Source organism: Chryseobacterium sp. KACC 21268 (genome assembly GCA_028736075.1).
Lineage (GTDB): Bacteria > Bacteroidota > Bacteroidia > Flavobacteriales > Weeksellaceae > Epilithonimonas.
Window position 1 is genome coordinate 3,345,138 of sequence record CP117875.1, and the last position, 16,778, is coordinate 3,361,915.

A 16,778-nucleotide genomic window follows, 5' to 3' on the forward strand; every position below is an offset into this window, starting at 1 on the left:
AAAAAAATAATCTCTAAAGGCAAAAAGTGGCGAATACTGTAGAACAAATCAAGGCTCCGATCTCTGAGGAAATGAAACTTTTCGAGCAGAAGTTTTACGAATCTATGAAAAGTAATGTTGCTCTATTGGACAAGGTCACGCGTTTCATCGTCACGACAAAAGGGAAACAGATGCGGCCGATGTTCGTGTTCCTCTGCGCAAAACTGGTCGGCGATGTGAACGAAAAAACCTTCCGTGGCGCAAGTATGATCGAGCTGATCCACACGGCGACCTTGGTGCACGATGATGTTGTGGATGAGAGTTTCAAGCGTCGGAATTTCTTTTCTATCAATGCGCTTTGGAAGAATAAAATTGCGGTTTTGGTGGGCGATTATTTGCTTTCGAAATCGGTTTTGCTATCTACGGACAACAAGGATTTTGACCTGCTTTCTGTGATTGCAAGGACGATCCGCGAGATGTCGGAAGGTGAATTGCTTCAACTTGAGAAAGCTCGAAAACTGGATATTACGGAGGATGTTTACTACGAGATCATCCGTCAGAAAACGGCGACTTTGATTGCGGCGTGCTGTGAAGTTGGTGTTCTCTCCAACAATGTGGACGAGGCGACTGCGAAAAAAATGCAGAAATTTGGGACCTACACGGGAATGGCTTTCCAGATCAAGGATGACCTTTTTGATTATCAGACCAGCAATATCATTGGGAAACCAGTTGGGATTGACATCAAGGAACAAAAGATGACCTTACCGTTGATCTACACTTTGAGGAATGCAAGTCCTGAGAATTACAAAAAATATTTCGCAACCATAAAGCGTTATAACAACGATTCTAAAAAAGTTCGTGAACTTGTTGAATTCGTGAAATCTTCTGGTGGAATGGATTACGCGATCCAAACGATGAAAGATTACCAGCAGAAAGCGCTGGCAATCTTAAATGAATTTCCTGATAATGAAGCAAAAGAGTCCTTGAAATTGATGTTGGACTATGTAATCAGTAGAAAGCTCTAATCTTTAATCCGAAACTTTGTACAGAATGGCATTGCCTGTCGCGCTGGACAATAATCCAAGATCCAAACTTAGACCACCCTTGTTGAAAACAAAGCGAATCTTATCTCCAGCCTGCAATTCGTAGATTGAATCGATATTTTCGTAATAGTAACTTGCCAATAGGACGCTTACGACGGTCACAAGTTTTGAATCAATCAATGAGGATACATTTGAACTGGTTGTTTTTAATATACCAATACGAGTCGTAGTTTGGACTCCTAAAGTCAATAAGGTATTATTCCTAAAATAAAAATCAATTACATATTTTCCTGTTGTGGGAACGGTATAATAAAAATCATTAGCTGCGGAAGTGAAACCAGTTGGGTTTATTTCTACAGTGTCGAATTTTAATATATTCCAGGAGTTGAAGAGACTAAGGTCTAGAGAAAGTAAAGAAAGACCGGAAACAGATTTGACCTTCGCCGCACTTGTATTGACAGGAGAACTCAATAAAGCAGGGCTCACATTGGTAACTTCAAAGCTACTCTCGTTGATGGCCAGGACTTTGTAGCCTGGTAAGACCGATGTTTCAGGAATAGAACGGATTTTCAAATTTCCGTTAATATCCAAAGTGGCTTGTGGATTAGTTGTATTAATTCCTACTTGCGCAAAATTTAAAACGGGGCAAGAAATACAAAATCTAAAGAGAAGACTACTTGTAATTTTCATAGTTTTAATTTTTAAATTAATATTTATCTATTGGTACTCTAGCAACATAAAAAATGGTATTTGATGATTAATAATAATATTTACTGTGATTTAACTTAAAGTTAATAAAAGTATTGCAATATCTATGCTAATACTGAATTATCAATATTAAGTTTTTTCTGATTAAATGAATTGTGAATTTGAAAAGTAACATTCTTTTCATTTCCTATACTCCAATATATCACCAGGTTGGCAATCCAAAGCTTTACAAATTGCTTCCAAAGTACTGAAACGAACAGCTTTCGCCTTTCCCGTTTTCAAAATGGAAAGATTTGATAGCGTAAGGTCTACTTTTTCAGATAGCTCGTTCAATGACATTTTTCGTTTGGCCATCATCACATCCAGGTTTACGATTATCGGCATAGCTTAGATGGTTAGGTCGTTTTCATTCTGTAACTCGATTCCTCTTTTGAAGATTTGAGCGATGACGTAGATGATTCCGGCGAGGAAAATAAACTCTGAAGATGAGTTCACAAACTCCCCGATATCTGGTAGAAACAGTCCTTTCTTAAGCAATCTCTCGGCATAGTTTTGTGTAATGATACTCAAAATCCCAATCTCAAAAGCCGTGTAACTTATTCGCGCAATCAATCGGGAAACCACTTCTGTAAAGGGATTTTCGAGATTTATTTTTTCAAATAACCGTGTTGTCAGAAAAAACAGATAAGCCTGCAGTCCCGAAACAAAAATCAAGAGTGACATTAGAGAAAGATATTCCGTAGGATTACTTTTGGCCAAATCAGAAAGATTGATAATCGAATAAGAATCTCTCAAGCCATCAGGACTCATAAACAGACCGAAAATCAAATTAAATATCAAAGTTCCGGTCTTGATGCACAAACCGATGAATGCAATCCAAGCAAGGACATTCAGAATCGAAAGAATTGTTTTTGTTTTCATTTGTAATCATTTTAACAATGCAAATATCAAAAAATATTTATTGATAAACAATAAATATTAATCTTTTTTCATTAAATAAAATTTTAATATAATCTATTGGTTTTGAAAAGTATTTAATTTCCGTAATTTTGAAATATGAACAATTCTCCACTTGCCGAAATCCTACGTCCAAAAACTCTGGATGACGTTTTGGGACAAGAACATCTCACTGGGAAATCCGGAACCATCAAAAGAATGATGGACAACGACACGTTTAATTCTCTCATTTTTTGGGGACCGCCGGGAACGGGGAAAACAACTCTGGCTGAAATCATATCGGAAAGTTCAGGACGAAAGTTCTACAAATTATCAGCTGTTTCTGCGGGCGTGAAGGACGTTCGGGATATCATCGACGAAGCCAAAAAACAAAATCTCTTTTCCGGAAGAAGCCCGATTCTTTTCATTGATGAGATTCACAGGTTTAACAAATCTCAACAGGATTCTTTACTTCACGCGGTCGAAAAAGGTTGGATTACTTTGATTGGCGCAACCACGGAAAACCCAAGTTTCGAAGTGGTTTCCGCTTTACTTTCGAGAACTCAGGTCTATATTCTCAAAGCTTTGACGTTTGAAAAACTGGAAGAACTTGCTGACATTGCTGTTTCAAAATATAACGAACTGAATCAAACCAAATTCTTCCTCGAGGAAAAAGAAGCCTTCATCCAATATTCCGGGGGCGACGCCAGAAAGTTGATTAATTCAATAGAATTGGTTCTGAATCAATTTAAATTCGCCAAGAAAAATAAAATTTCCAACAAAGATGTCCTTTATGTTCTTCAGGAAAATATGGCCTTGTACGACAAAAATGGAGAGCAACATTACGACATCATCTCCGCATTCATTAAATCGATGCGCGGCTCCGACCCAAATGGCGCTGTTTATTGGCTCGCCAGAATGTTGGTCGGCGGCGAAGATATCAAATTCATTGCGAGAAGAATGATGATTTTGGCAGCCGAAGATATTGGCTTAGCAAATCCAAACGCATTGGTGATGGCAAACAATTGTTTCCAGGCCATCAACGTCATCGGAAATCCAGAAGCCAGAATTATCCTCAGCGAAACTGCCGTCTATCTCGCCGTTTCCCCGAAAAGCAATTCCACTTATAATGCCATCAATGAAGCAATGTCTTTTGTGAAGAAAACCGGAAACCTGCCAGTTCCACTCCACCTCAGAAATGCGCCGACCAAGCTGATGAAAAATCTGGACTACGGAAAAGATTATCAATACGCACATTCCTACGAAGGCAATTTTGTGGATTTGGAATTTCTGCCCGATGAAATTACCGGAACTACTTTCTACAATCCTGCCAACAACTCAACGGAGAAGAAAATCCGCGAACAGCTGAAGGATAAATGGAAAGACAAATATGACCTTTGAGTTAAATATTCCTAATTTTTACATTAAGCTGATTAATTCAAATTCCTTTTAATATCTTTGCGCAAGACAGAAAACTATGGAACATTTCGAAAGCTGGAAAGACCTACTCAACCCCGAATTTTACATCAAAATGGGTGGTTTTTGGCTTATTTTATTTATCATTTTTGCAGAGACAGGACTTTTTGTAGGTTTCTTTTTGCCGGGCGACAGTTTACTCTTTATTTCAGGGATTTACGCCATTAAAATCATCGATACAACTTTCGGAACCACAGGTTCTGATTTTCTGGATACTACGATTTTGGCGACCGCCGTTGCCGTTGCAGCCATCATCGGAAACGAGATTGGCTATTGGTTTGGTTACAAAAGCGGACCGTTGTTGTACGAGCGAAAAGACACTTTCCTATTCAAGAAAAAATACCTTTTCAAGGCACACGATTTCTTCGAAGACCACGGAACTGTGGCTGTCATCCTTGCGAGATTCTTACCAATCGTGAGAACATTTGCGCCAATCGTTGCCGGAATTGTGAAAATGGACAAGAAGAAATTCTTCTATTACAACATCATCGGAGCTTTTGCGTGGTCATTCACAATGATTTTTGCAGGACATTATCTGGACAAGTTATTTATGGACCAGTTCGGCATCGATTTGAAGAAAAAATTAGAAATCATCGTTTTGGTCATCGTTTTGGTCACAACTTTGCCTATCATTATCAAGTTCTTTTTCACTAAGGATAAAGAGAGACCAACGAAAATTGATTAATCAACATTGAAATATCAGCAAAACATATAAAACCGGAGTCACTTTCCGGTTTTTTGCATTTAAATATTTGGGCAGCTTTATCCGCCTTCCACTCCCAATCTTTTTTGCTCGACGATTTGACATTAAATAGAACGAGAGTACAAACAAAAAAGGATTTCCGTTCAAGTCGGGCTGCGGGTTTCGGTACAAAAGAACGTTTGACATTCAATTAAATCTTAAATAAAAATAAGAAATGAAAGTATTTGTAAACAAAAGAATTCCGGACAATGGGATTCAGATTTTGAAAGACGGAAATTTAGACATCATTTTCCCTGAAACAGAAAACCCAACCCACGAAGAATGGCTGGAAAGCTGCCAACAAGCAGACATCATCCTAAGTGTCGGCGGAAAGAACAAATATGACAAAGAATTCTTCGACGCTTGCCCCAATGTAAAAGCTATTGCCCTATTTTCCGTAGGCTTCGACCAAGTAGATATCGAAGAAGCAACTAAACGAAAAATCGCAGTTGGAAACACGCCAGACGTTTTGAGCCGCGCCACTTCCGACGTTGCATTTCTACTGATGCAAATGGTTTCCAGAAAAGTAAACTACAACACTGCAAAAGTAAAATCCGGTAACTGGAAAGACTTCGACCCTTTGGAAGAACTCGGTCAGGAACTTTACGGAAAAACCTTAGGCGTTTTAGGACTAGGAAGAATCGGTTTTGAAATGGCTGAAAAGTGCAAAGCCGCTTTCGGAATGAACATCATCTACCACAACAGAAGCCACAACGAAGAAGCTGAAAAAGAACTCGACGCAAAATATGTTTCTTTTGACGAATTGGTGGAAAACTCAGACATCATAAGTATTCACGCGAATTTCACACCAGAACAAGCTGACCTTTTCAACACATCAGTTTTCGAAAAAATGAAAGAAAATCTGATTTTCATCAACACCGCAAGAGGTGGTTTTCATAATGAAAAAGATTTGTTTGAAGCTTTGATTTCAGGAAAAATTTGGGGCGCAGGTCTTGATGTTACCAATCCGGAACCGATGCAGAAAGACAGTCCGTTATTAGGACTTCCAAACGTTTGTGTCCTTCCGCATATTGGTTCTGCAACTTTGGAAGCCAGAAGCGGAATGGCAAGATTGGCAGCTGAGAACGTCGTTGCTTTCAGTAAAGGCGAAAAAATGCCTACTTGCGTAAATCCTGAAGTTTACGAAGATTAAATTTCATCAAAATAAATCTTTCAAAAACAAAGCTTGGAATCATATTTGTCTATCTTCAATCAACCAAAAAATAAATATTATGACACCAGAAGATAACATCGAAAAAAATTTGGAAGATTTGGATTACAATCCAGGTGACGACATTTTCAACAGAGAAGAGCATATTCCCATCGACGGCGATGGAAATCCAATCAGAAATCCAAGTCAGGTGAACGACGAAATGCCATTCGGACTAGACGTTCCAGGCGCTGAAGATGATGACAACTTCGACCAGGTAACCAATCAACTTCCGGACGAAGAAAACAATTACTACAGCACGAGCGACAATGAAGATGACCACGAAGAAGAAAACGACGACATTGTAGAATAAACAATAAAGCTTACCACATAGGTAAGCTTTTATTTTTAGTTCAAATCTCTAAATATTCTGGAAGGCTTTTTATTTTCGTCAATCGCTACCAGAGTAAAATCGCCTGAGACAGCCTTTTCGCGCGTATCATTGTACATTTCTTCCACAAAAATCTCCACATTCACTTTCACGCTCGTGTTCCCGACGTATTTTATTCGACCAACAAGCTCTACAATCGTATCAGCCGGAATTGGTTTTTTGAAATCAATCCTGTCACAACTTACGGTCACAAAAGACTTTCTCGCAAATCGCGTGGCGGTCATAAAAGCCACTTCATCCATCATTTCCATTACCTTCCCACCGAACATCGTGTTATGATGATTGGTTGTATTCGGGAAAACCACTTTGAAAACACGCGTTTCCGACTGCTGGATTTTGTCTTCGTAATTCATTTCTTGATAGCTTTATAATTGTGTACTAGAATCGTTTTTTGAAGGTGCAAATATAAGTGATAGAAACTGTTCTAAGAAATTTCATAAATTAGATTCTAATAAATCATCAGTCAAAATCATTCTAATGATTTTTCAAATTCCCCTCCTCTGGAGGGGCGACTAAAATTCGAAGAATTTTTGACGGGGTGGTCACTCAAAAACACAAACAAATGAATGAAATCCTAACTCACATCCACGGAGTTCCCATCCGCAGGAACTTCGTAGAACACCTACCCTACAACCCTCACCTAAAAAAATTATTAAGCGGAAAATGCAAAACCGGAATTCTAATCGAAGTTCTTTTCTGGAAGCAAGTTCGAGCAAGAACATTTCATAACATAGATTTTGACAGACAAAAAATTATAGGAAACTATATTGTCGATTTTTATGTCAAGACTCTTGGATTAATAGTAGAAATCGATGGTTCGAGTCACGATGAGAAAGAAGTTTATGATGGCATCAGACAAACTTATCTGGAATCTTTGAATTTGAAAATAGTCAGAATTACTGATTTTGATGTGAAGAATAATTTGGCTTTGGTGATGAAAGAATTGGAGACATTTATTATTGAAAACTACAGATGCTAAAATTCCCCTCCTCCGGATGGGTGGATTGGACAAAAGGGAGAAGACGGGGTGGTTCGACACACTTGACCACCCCCGAAATCTGAAATTTACAATCTCAAATTTCTCCCCTCCAGAGGAGGGGAATTTTTTCTTATTTCATTACTATATATTTTTCAAATTGAATATCTTTAAAACTTTGAAAATCTAGACTTATTTATGAAAAAAGTTTTTACAAAACATCTGTTTTTCTTATTCCTAACTCCGCTTTTACTATTAATTATATTTTACTTTTTATCAGCAAAAGGAGTCGTAGGAACTTATGGTGTCAATAGAACTATAAATTTTGGAGGAATTGATATTGATGGAATTTTGAGAAACCCAATTTATACCGGTTCTTTTTTCCTTTTTACGTATCCAATATATCTTTTAAGCTATTTTATTATTTTTCTGATTGGAAGATTTACAGATTTTCTATATTCTATAGTTCATTTCATTACATTTATTTTAAACTACATTTTACTTTCTAATAATCCTGAAAATAGAATTCTAATTCCATTAACAATGATCGGTTTTATAATTTTCATTTTAAATATATTTAAAACAACAAAAAATCCATCAACTATCAACAAACAACCATCAACGATATAATGACTTTCCAGCAACAAATCAAACAAGGCATTCCCACCGAATTACCTCAGCCAAAACCATACGAAAACCACATCAACCACGCACCGAAACGTAAAGAAATCCTGTCAGACGAAGAGAAAAAGCTCGCTCTGAAAAACGCTTTACGTTATTTCGAACCCAAATTCCACGCAGAATTGTTGCCGGAATTCAGGGAAGAACTGGAAAAATACGGCAGAATTTATATGTACCGCTTCCGTCCCGATTACGAGATGAAAGCAAGAGATATTGCCGAATATCCCGGAAAATCTGAGCAGGCAAAAGCCATTATGCTGATGATTCAGAACAATCTGGATTATGCCGTGGCGCAACATCCGCACGAACTGATTACGTACGGTGGAAATGGTGCGGTATTCAGCAACTGGGCGCAGTATCTTCTGACGATGAAATATCTGTCGGAAATGACGGACGAACAGACGTTGACGATGTATTCCGGTCATCCGATGGGATTGTTTCCTTCGCACAAAGATGCGCCGAGAGTGGTGGTAACCAACGGAATGATGATTCCAAATTACTCCAAGCCGGATGACTGGGAAAAATTCAATGCGCTGGGTGTTTCGCAGTACGGACAAATGACCGCCGGATCTTATATGTACATCGGTCCGCAGGGAATTGTGCACGGAACGACGATTACCGTTTTAAATGCTTTCAGAAAAATTAATAAAGAACCAAAAGGCGGATTATTCGTCACTTCAGGTTTGGGCGGAATGTCCGGAGCTCAGCCAAAAGCCGGAAATATCGCAGGTTGTATTACGGTGATTGCGGAAGTGAATCCAAAGATTACCAAAATACGTCACGAACAGAAATGGGTGAATGAAATCCACGAAAATCTGGATGAACTGGTGGCGAGAGTACGAAAAGCTCAGGAAAATCAGGAAACGGTTTCTCTGGCTTACCTTGGAAACATCGTCGATATCTGGGAGAAATTTGATGAAGAAAATTTAAGAATTGATATTGGTTCAGACCAGACTTCGCTTCACAATCCGTGGGCGGGTGGTTATTATCCGGTTGGTCAAACCTTCGAGGAATCGAATACGATGATGGCAGAAAACCCTGAATTATTCAAGGAAAAAGTTCAGGAAACCTTGAGAAGACACGCTTCCGCCATCAATAAACATACTGCGAAAGGAACCTATTTCTTCGATTACGGAAATGCCTTTTTACTCGAAGCTTCCAGAGCCGGAGCCGATGTAATGTCAGAAAATCCTACGATTGGAAGGGAGTTCAAATACCCATCGTACGTTCAGGATATTATGGGACCGATGTGTTTTGATTATGGTTTCGGGCCGTTCCGTTGGGTTTGTACCAGCGGAAAACCGGAAGATTTGCAGAAAACCGATGATATTGCGTGTGCGGTTTTAGAGGAAATGATTAAAACGTCACCGGAAGAAATCCAGCAACAGATGAAAGACAATATTACGTGGATCAAAGGTGCTCAGGAAAACAATCTGGTCGTTGGTTCGCAGGCGAGGATTCTGTATGCCGATGCAGAAGGAAGAATGAAAATCGCTGAAGCCTTCAACAAAGCCATTGCCAACGGAGAAATCGGAGCAGTGGTTTTGGGAAGAGACCATCACGATGTTTCGGGGACGGATTCGCCGTACAGAGAGACTTCCAACATTTATGACGGCTCGAGATTTACGGCAGATATGGCGATTCACAATGTGATTGGCGACAGTTTCCGTGGGGCAACTTGGGTGAGCATCCACAACGGTGGTGGCGTTGGCTGGGGCGAAGTGATCAACGGTGGTTTCGGGATGTTGCTCGATGGAAGCGATGATGCCGACAGAAGATTAAAATCTATGCTGTTCTGGGACGTGAACAACGGAATTTCGAGACGAAGCTGGGCAAGAAATGAAGGTGCTGTTTTCGCAATTAAACGTGCGATGGAAGCTGAGCCAAATTTGAAAGTGACGTTGCCGAATTTTGTGGATGAGAGTTTGTTTTAAAACTTTTTAGATATGGAAAAACCTGCTGTGAGGCAGGTTTTTGATTAAATCTTATAGTTTTTGTATTTTGATATAAACCCCGTAACTTTTATTTCTAAATCGATTAATTGTTGCCTCTCAGTATCACTTAATGTAGATTTGTCTTTATTAATATTTCTTATTTCCTTTAGTAAATTAGTAAAGTTATTGACTTCTATTTTCAACTCATCTTGGAAGTTACCAAGAATTTGTTTTTTTCTACCATCAAATTCTATTGGATATTTTTTAATATCAACAACCTGATTAAGATTCTGTAATTCCAATTTGATATTTTGTATTTTATTTTCTACTTCATATGAAAAATCGTTATACTTTTTATTATTAAAATCGATCCAGTAATCAATGAAAAAACCAACGTAATTTTCTTGTAACTTTTCTCTTATTTGATCATCATTTAGATTTTTTAAATAAATTTCATACTCAAAGTTTTCTAAATTAAATGTATTATCATCTTTTCTAATTTGTTCTATAATTCTCTCAAAAATAAATAAAATTACATATAAAAGAAGTACGATTTTAATAAAGATAAACTTTTCATCTAATTGTATTTTAATTGACATTATTATCGAAAAAACTATAACTCCAAGGGAAATAAAAAAAATTAATGCTTCCAAAGGCTTATTATTTTCATCAATATTTGATTTTATTAATTTTATATCATCTTTTTCTAAAATTGTATTTAAAACTAATATAAGAGTTATAATATTCAATACTCCTAAAAAAAGAAAGTATACTATATTCAATTGATCTGTTCTGTAAATAAATGAAAATAGAGTACTTAATATTGGTATCATAAAGAAAATTATTGTTAATACATATCCGTAGAAACTAGTGTTTGATTTATCATATTTAATTCTCGTGAAGTTTGAAAAGAATTTTTTCTCAGGTTGAAAAGATGATACTATGAAGTAAATAGCAATCATTGAGTTTGATACAAAACTTACTAAAAATATTGAGTTGTAAATATCTAAATTTTCTAAATTTTGGAAATAGTACAAAGAATTTTTATACAATTTATAAATGCAAAATATCAATGCCGAATATAAAACATATGAAGTCATTCCTGACTCTCTTTTTCTTTGAAAATTCTATCGTTTAGTTTAGAAATAAAATTTTTAAAATTTTCTTGGTTAGCCATATTAGTTTTTTAAATATTAGTAGCAATATAAAAAATATTTAAAGATTCTAATATTTAATTTTGATAAAATCTAAACAAATTATAATTAAAGTATAATTTTAATAATCAAACAAACTCTCAATTTTTTTTTAAAATGCAAAACCTAGGAATCATCGGCTACGGCTGGCTCGGAAATCACATCGCAGAAAGACTGTCAGACCGATACAACATCTTCGCTACCACCACCACGCCTTCTAAAGCACAAGACCTCAACGCCAAAGGCTACCACGCTACTCTAGTCAGTTTTCCCGACGAACTGGATGCCAATATGAAACCGTGGGAAGTTGCAAAAGATTTGGATGCCATTATCATAAGCGTGCCGTTTTCAGGACTTCGCGGGGCGCAGATTGCGATGAATGACAAACGTCAAAACCTGCTGAACTTTCTTGGCGATTACAAAGGTCAATTGTTTTTAATGAGTTCCACCGGCGTTTATCCTCAGTCAGAAAAGGAATTTACGGAAGATGATACGCCTGCTGAAAATGTGGAAAGTGAAAGTTTTATTTTGGAACAATTTCCTCAGACCAACATTCTGAGATTAGCCGGATTAATGGGTAGCGAAAGGCTTTTGAAGAATTATAATATTTCCGACCTGCATCTATTAGTCAACCATATTCACTACGCGGATATTTGTTCTGCTGTTGAAAAAATGCTGGACAATCAATCTCAATCCAAAGTTTACAACATCGTAGCACCCATTCATCCGAACAAAGAGGAAGTGATTAATGCACAGAAAGATTTACCTTACAATGGGGAAAGAGCAACCACGGGCAGAACTATTTCGCCAGCCAGATTAATCTCAGATTTAAACTTCGAGTTCCAATATCCCGATCCGAGGTATTTCCATCTCTAATCTCACTTCAATTTATACAAATCACAAACCTGCCCATCGGCAGGTTTTTTTATGAAAACCGGTCGCTGACAAAACCATTAAGTAGATTTCGTGAAGAACAAAATGTGGTATTTATACGGAACAATCTGACGTTTTTTATCACAAACTTTGTACTGCAGTAGGAAGCTAAGGAAATTCGATTTTCTGAGAAGGAAGTCAAAGGCAGTCGGAAAAGCGAAAACAGAAAGATGTTTTTATTCAATATAATCAAAAGCACAAAGGTTAGTATTAATTATAAAACTACAGATTATGAAAAAGCGATTCTATTTTTTTGGTTTGGTCTTGTTGGCGACCGTCACCCGTGCACAGGTCGGAATCAACACCACCGACCCCAAATCCACACTGGACATCAATGGTAATATGACTATCAGAACTATTGCCAATGTAGAAAATGTGACTTCAGATCATACCATCCTCCTTCGGGATACGTCACCCAATGGAGACAGCGAAATCAAGGAAATCAACAGCGATCGCCTTTTCCACGGAAGCACCGCCTACTATGCCACCAAAAACGGAAACTGGTCACTCCTGAATCTCAGCATCGGCGGAAACTGGCAAAAACTGAACATCACAGGCAGTACAGACACCAAGCTTGGCAATCCTGCCCTGTTTACAGATGGCGTTTATACCGCTCAGAAGTCCGGAATTTATGTTATCAGTTATGAATTCCAATTGGAAGCCGGCGTGAATCTAGAAGCACTTGGCGGTAAAAAACTCGGCATTTTAAAAAACAACGAGATCTGGGAAGAGAAAAGCTTTGACGGCGTACGGGTATCACTGCTTGGCATCACGCTGGCTTCCGTTCCCATTACCTCGTCGGGCATCCAGTCCATCGTTTCACTCAATACCGGAGACACACTCACCTTTGCCGTAGATCTCAACGGACTGCTAAATCTGGGACTGCTAACCAATACAAAAGTGAATCTCTATGTTTACAGGATTACGAGTTAAGTTTTTCTTTGATCACAATTTTAAGTAACTTTTCCAACCTTTGCACATGAAAATGCATCTTAGATAAAAAGACCTTATGAAATCGCCATCATTTCGAAACTGAAATACCGATAAAGATTGAAGATTGCGTAAGACCTAAAAACAAATAAGATCCAATTATGAAAGTTACCATCCCAAAACCGTGTCACGAAAACTGGGCGACGATGACGCCCGAAGAGAAAGGCAGATTCTGCCAAGTTTGTTCCAAGAGCGTACGAGATTTCACAAACGCTTCCGATCTGGAAATTATGAATGATCTTTTCCAAAATCCAAACATCTGCGGCAATTTCCGCGTAGATCAACTGGACAGAAACCTCAGCTATTCCTTCATCAATTCTTTGTTTGCAAAATTTGCCGTTGGTTTTGTCCTCACGTCCGGAGGCATCGTCTCGGCACAGACTCAACCGAAAGTGAATCATCCCGTAAAAACAGACGTCCCGATACAGGTCAGAGGCGAAGTAGCACAAGTTCAACCGCCTAAAGCACAACCTGTTCAAACAGATCAAAACAGACCTATAAGGCTTGGGAAGATTGCTGTATCAAATGCTGATATACAGAATCCAAAAACGCAACAGCTCAGACTTGGAGCTCCTTTATCCATTAACGAAAACAATCAACCATTATACGTTGTAGAGGGAAAGATTATTACGAATAAACAATTTCAGCAGATCGATCCAAATAACATTAAGGATCTTAAGGTTTTAAAAGGCAAAGAAGCCATTTCTAAATATGGAGCGAAAGGGAAAAATGGGGTTGTGATTATTAGTTTGAAGAGCAAAATAAATAAGTAGATTTTCTTTACTGATTTTAAAATAAAAAACCTGCGTTGGGCAGGTTTTTTAATTAAATCTATTTTTCTAATTGTAATATCTGAAAATCCACTCCTAAATTCCTCATATTTTTAGATAATTCAACCAAAGTAAATTTTGCAATATTAGAATCAAATTTATCAATTTCTTTATCCAATCTCCTGCCACTATTAGAGGTGTCTAAAACAGCTAATACAAAAATTATTTTTTTGTCCCTTATCTTCTTAATAAATTGTGTTTTACTTACATCTTCGAATTGTGTTTTTGCATTTTGATAATAAATAGACTCACCATTATTATTTTTCACAGAATCATAAAGACTTTCAAGATATTTGTAATCATCTTTTACATCTTCTAATACTTTTCTCGAGGCAATGTAAACTTGGTTACATAAATCTCGCATTGAATTATCAAATCCTTTTTTAATATGATAAAAATAAATATTATCTCCCTCAATTTTTAGAATATCACAAGCTTCTATATTGAAGGGAGTAAATTTATCAAAAACAAAGGTGTTTTCTTTTGTTAAATAACTAGCATTGTAATCATTCTCTATTTTTAAAGTATCTTCCCATTTTTCAAGTCTTGGGCCTAAATACTTATTTTCTTCAAGAAAATTAGATGTCTGATCGTTTATCTTATCAATAAAAGATTGTTTGATTTGATACCAATCTTTTTCAAGTAAAAAATAATTTTGACCATTATAAACAATTTCTGAGCAAAAGTGACTAGAAAGATTCTCATAAGTTAATGTAATATTGTTTTCATCAAACGTTTCTAATCTTGCAGAATTTATAATTTTTTTGAATTCTTCATAATTTAGCGAATCCCCACAAGCCGTAAGTATTTCAAATATCACCGATTGAAATTCTCTAAACACATCATCAATAATAATTTCTTTAGGTTTTCTTCTAAAATGAAAACTAAGCTTTGATTTAGTTGCTTGAAAATATTTATCAAAATCTTTGTTACTAATTTCAATACTAAAAAAATTATTAGAATCAATATAATTTTGATATGCGTTAGTTACTAATGTATCAAACAAGTTTTCTTTAAGAACAGCTTCAGATTTTGCAACTTTATTTACACTATTTATTTCAATAGGATCCTCATTGTCAAAAAGGTACTCACACCTTTTTATTATTTTCAAAAGTTCATCAAAAGAAATGGATTTTTTTATCGAGAACGAATCTTTTGCAATACATAAACTGTTGCTATTTAAATCTTTTAAATTAAACCCGAAAGATTTTACTAAAATATCTTTTGTGAGTAAAGCATTTAATTCATTGTAAATTTTTCCAAAGCTGTCATTATCATATAGATTATAATCATTCCTGAAAAATTTTATTTCGCCTTGAATCCCACCCGTGAGATTCCTTTCCTTAACTGACTTTAGGGCTTTATCATCACTTTTTACTATTCGCGCTAAAATCTCAATTCCAAAATCAGTAGTTGCGATTTCTTTAATAGTTATATGAGCATAACCTCCTGTTGAAGCATATATTTTGTTTGTTAATTTATTTTGAAATAGAATTATATAACTTTCTGAACTTGATTTATTTACTTTTAAAATATTTTGATCAGCTTCTACTACATTACTAATAAAATCCTTCCATTTTACATCGCTTGGGATTATTTTATAATACACTTTTACATCGTATAGATCGCTTAAATCCTCTTGTACTTTCTGTTCCTTAAAATCTTTTTTCTTTAAAAATTTATTTAAGTAATCAAAGTCTACATTTTTAGTAATTAATTGCTTTCTTGAATTTTGCTCTCTTACCTCTTCTCTTAACAAATAGAGATTATTTTGAATTTTTTCAGACATTAGTAATTAGTTTTATTTATTCAAATCTACAAAACCTCAACCACTTACAATTACGGATTTCCGTAAACCAACAAAATAAACCCAACAAAAAACCACTCTGCCAAACTGTCAAAAACCACCCAAAATCCAAACCCAACAAAAACACACTTAGGTAACGGAAAGGTAACAGCGATGTAACGGAAATCATCACCAAAAACAATCTGCCAAATTGTCAAAAACCACCCAAGTTTTAAACAGAGCAAAAGTACAGCAAGGGTACGGAAAGTGTACGGAGAGTGTACGGAGAGTGTACAGACGTAGCTTACCAAAAACTTAAGTTAAAATGACAAAACCCTATTCTCAAAAACACAAGATTTAACAAATCTTTTAACACCCCAACCCCATCTTTGGAATCATTCTTGAACCTACTCCCGCAAAATCCCCTATTATGGAAGCAAGTACAATCAAAACCATCGCAAAATACGGTTTGGGCGCAATGCTCATCTCAGCAGGAATCGGACACCTTACGTTCGCAAGAAAAGAATTTCAGGCTCAGGTTCCGGAGTGGGTGCCATTGGAAAAAGATGACACCGTTGTCTATTCCGGCATCGTAGAGATCGCAATGGGCGCCGCCATCATAGCCGCACCCAAGAAATATGAATCACTCGTAGGACAACTCGCTGCCGGATTATTCACAGCCGTTTTCCCCGGAAATTATGCACAGTACAAAGAAAGAAGAAACGCTTTCGGGCTCAACTCAGACAACAAAAGATTCGCAAGATTATTTATGCAGCCAGCACTCATCGCTTGGGCATTGAAGTCTACGGATAACAAATAATCAGCATTCGATTAATAACAAAAAAACACAATATTGTCATTCCGTAGGAATCTCGACCACGATATTTCGACAAAGACCGTTTAGATTCCTACGGAATGACAAACACTGTAAAGTAGAAACTCAGCAATATGTTGAGTTTTTTTGATTCCC

18 protein-coding genes are annotated in these 16,778 nt (G+C 36.7%); 12 read left to right on the top strand and 6 right to left on the bottom strand.

The window, feature by feature from the left end; translation table 11 throughout:
* The first annotated feature begins 26 nt into the window (after window positions 1-26).
* Window positions 27-1,004, top strand: coding sequence for a polyprenyl synthetase family protein (locus tag PQ459_15260; GenBank protein ID WDF46256.1), 978 nt, complete (start codon window positions 27-29; stop codon window positions 1,002-1,004).
* Between the two features lie 3 nt (window positions 1,005-1,007).
* Here PQ459_15260 and PQ459_15265 read toward each other — a convergent pair whose 3' ends face one another.
* The 3 genes from PQ459_15265 to PQ459_15275 all read right to left on the bottom strand — a co-directional run bounded on the left by PQ459_15265 (window position 1,008) and on the right by PQ459_15275 (window position 2,651).
* Window positions 1,008-1,712, bottom strand: a complete 705-nt coding sequence (locus PQ459_15265; protein ID WDF46257.1) for a hypothetical protein — start codon at window positions 1,710-1,712, stop codon at window positions 1,008-1,010.
* 198 nt (window positions 1,713-1,910) lie between these two features.
* On the bottom strand, window positions 1,911-2,114 hold the full coding sequence (locus tag PQ459_15270) for a helix-turn-helix transcriptional regulator (GenBank protein ID WDF46258.1): 204 nt from the start codon (window positions 2,112-2,114) through the stop codon (window positions 1,911-1,913).
* A gap of 3 nt (window positions 2,115-2,117) precedes the next feature.
* Window positions 2,118-2,651: a DUF2975 domain-containing protein gene (locus tag PQ459_15275; GenBank protein ID WDF46259.1), complete on the bottom strand. Its 534-nt coding sequence runs from the start codon at window positions 2,649-2,651 to the stop codon at window positions 2,118-2,120.
* A gap of 135 nt (window positions 2,652-2,786) precedes the next feature.
* On the opposite strand from PQ459_15275, the gene PQ459_15280 reads away from it, so the two are divergent.
* The 4 genes from PQ459_15280 (at window position 2,787) to PQ459_15295 (ending at window position 6,407) form a co-directional block, all read left to right on the top strand.
* Window positions 2,787-4,067 carry a replication-associated recombination protein A gene (locus PQ459_15280; protein WDF46260.1) on the top strand — a complete coding sequence of 427 codons (1,281 nt, stop codon included), beginning with the start codon at window positions 2,787-2,789 and terminating at the stop codon, window positions 4,065-4,067.
* Between the two features lie 76 nt (window positions 4,068-4,143).
* Entirely contained in the window at window positions 4,144-4,827 is a 684-nt protein-coding gene (locus PQ459_15285; GenBank protein ID WDF46261.1) for a VTT domain-containing protein, read from the top strand.
* Window positions 4,828-5,059: 232 nt separating this feature from the next.
* Window positions 5,060-6,037, top strand: coding sequence for a D-glycerate dehydrogenase (locus PQ459_15290; GenBank protein WDF46262.1), 978 nt, complete (start codon window positions 5,060-5,062; stop codon window positions 6,035-6,037).
* A gap of 79 nt (window positions 6,038-6,116) precedes the next feature.
* The gene (locus tag PQ459_15295; protein ID WDF46263.1) at window positions 6,117-6,407 is read left to right on the top strand and encodes a hypothetical protein; all 291 of its coding nucleotides are present in this window, start codon (window positions 6,117-6,119) and stop codon (window positions 6,405-6,407) included.
* Between the two features lie 35 nt (window positions 6,408-6,442).
* Here the strand turns inward: PQ459_15295 and PQ459_15300 are convergent, their stop codons facing one another.
* Window positions 6,443-6,838 (bottom strand): acyl-CoA thioesterase, encoded by a 396-nt coding sequence (locus PQ459_15300; protein WDF46264.1) that lies wholly within the window; start codon window positions 6,836-6,838, stop codon window positions 6,443-6,445.
* A gap of 209 nt (window positions 6,839-7,047) precedes the next feature.
* On the opposite strand from PQ459_15300, the gene PQ459_15305 reads away from it, so the two are divergent.
* The 3 genes from PQ459_15305 (at window position 7,048) to PQ459_15315 (ending at window position 10,076) form a co-directional block, all read left to right on the top strand.
* Window positions 7,048-7,464 (top strand): endonuclease domain-containing protein, encoded by a 417-nt coding sequence (locus PQ459_15305; GenBank protein ID WDF46265.1) that lies wholly within the window; start codon window positions 7,048-7,050, stop codon window positions 7,462-7,464.
* A gap of 195 nt (window positions 7,465-7,659) precedes the next feature.
* Window positions 7,660-8,091: a hypothetical protein gene (locus tag PQ459_15310; protein ID WDF46266.1), complete on the top strand. Its 432-nt coding sequence runs from the start codon at window positions 7,660-7,662 to the stop codon at window positions 8,089-8,091.
* The gene (locus tag PQ459_15315; GenBank protein ID WDF46267.1) at window positions 8,091-10,076 is read left to right on the top strand and encodes a urocanate hydratase; all 1,986 of its coding nucleotides are present in this window, start codon (window positions 8,091-8,093) and stop codon (window positions 10,074-10,076) included. Before PQ459_15310 ends, PQ459_15315 begins: the two co-directional genes overlap by 1 nt.
* A gap of 44 nt (window positions 10,077-10,120) precedes the next feature.
* Here PQ459_15315 and PQ459_15320 read toward each other — a convergent pair whose 3' ends face one another.
* Window positions 10,121-10,909: a hypothetical protein gene (locus PQ459_15320; protein ID WDF46268.1), complete on the bottom strand. Its 789-nt coding sequence runs from the start codon at window positions 10,907-10,909 to the stop codon at window positions 10,121-10,123.
* A 477-nt stretch (window positions 10,910-11,386) separates the two neighbouring features.
* Here PQ459_15320 and PQ459_15325 point away from each other — a divergent pair, with 477 nt between their 5' ends.
* The 3 genes from PQ459_15325 (at window position 11,387) to PQ459_15335 (ending at window position 13,965) form a co-directional block, all read left to right on the top strand.
* On the top strand, window positions 11,387-12,145 hold the full coding sequence (locus PQ459_15325) for a hypothetical protein (GenBank protein ID WDF46269.1): 759 nt from the start codon (window positions 11,387-11,389) through the stop codon (window positions 12,143-12,145).
* A gap of 288 nt (window positions 12,146-12,433) precedes the next feature.
* Window positions 12,434-13,135: a hypothetical protein gene (locus tag PQ459_15330; protein ID WDF46270.1), complete on the top strand. Its 702-nt coding sequence runs from the start codon at window positions 12,434-12,436 to the stop codon at window positions 13,133-13,135.
* A 158-nt stretch (window positions 13,136-13,293) separates the two neighbouring features.
* A complete protein-coding gene (locus tag PQ459_15335; protein ID WDF46271.1) occupies window positions 13,294-13,965 on the top strand; it encodes a hypothetical protein in 672 nt (223 codons plus the stop codon).
* A gap of 58 nt (window positions 13,966-14,023) precedes the next feature.
* Here the strand turns inward: PQ459_15335 and PQ459_15340 are convergent, their stop codons facing one another.
* Window positions 14,024-15,811, bottom strand: coding sequence for a TIGR04141 family sporadically distributed protein (locus PQ459_15340; protein WDF46272.1), 1,788 nt, complete (start codon window positions 15,809-15,811; stop codon window positions 14,024-14,026).
* Window positions 15,812-16,238: 427 nt separating this feature from the next.
* Here PQ459_15340 and PQ459_15345 point away from each other — a divergent pair, with 427 nt between their 5' ends.
* The gene (locus PQ459_15345; GenBank protein ID WDF46273.1) at window positions 16,239-16,628 is read left to right on the top strand and encodes a hypothetical protein; all 390 of its coding nucleotides are present in this window, start codon (window positions 16,239-16,241) and stop codon (window positions 16,626-16,628) included.
* Window positions 16,629-16,778 lie beyond the last annotated feature (150 nt).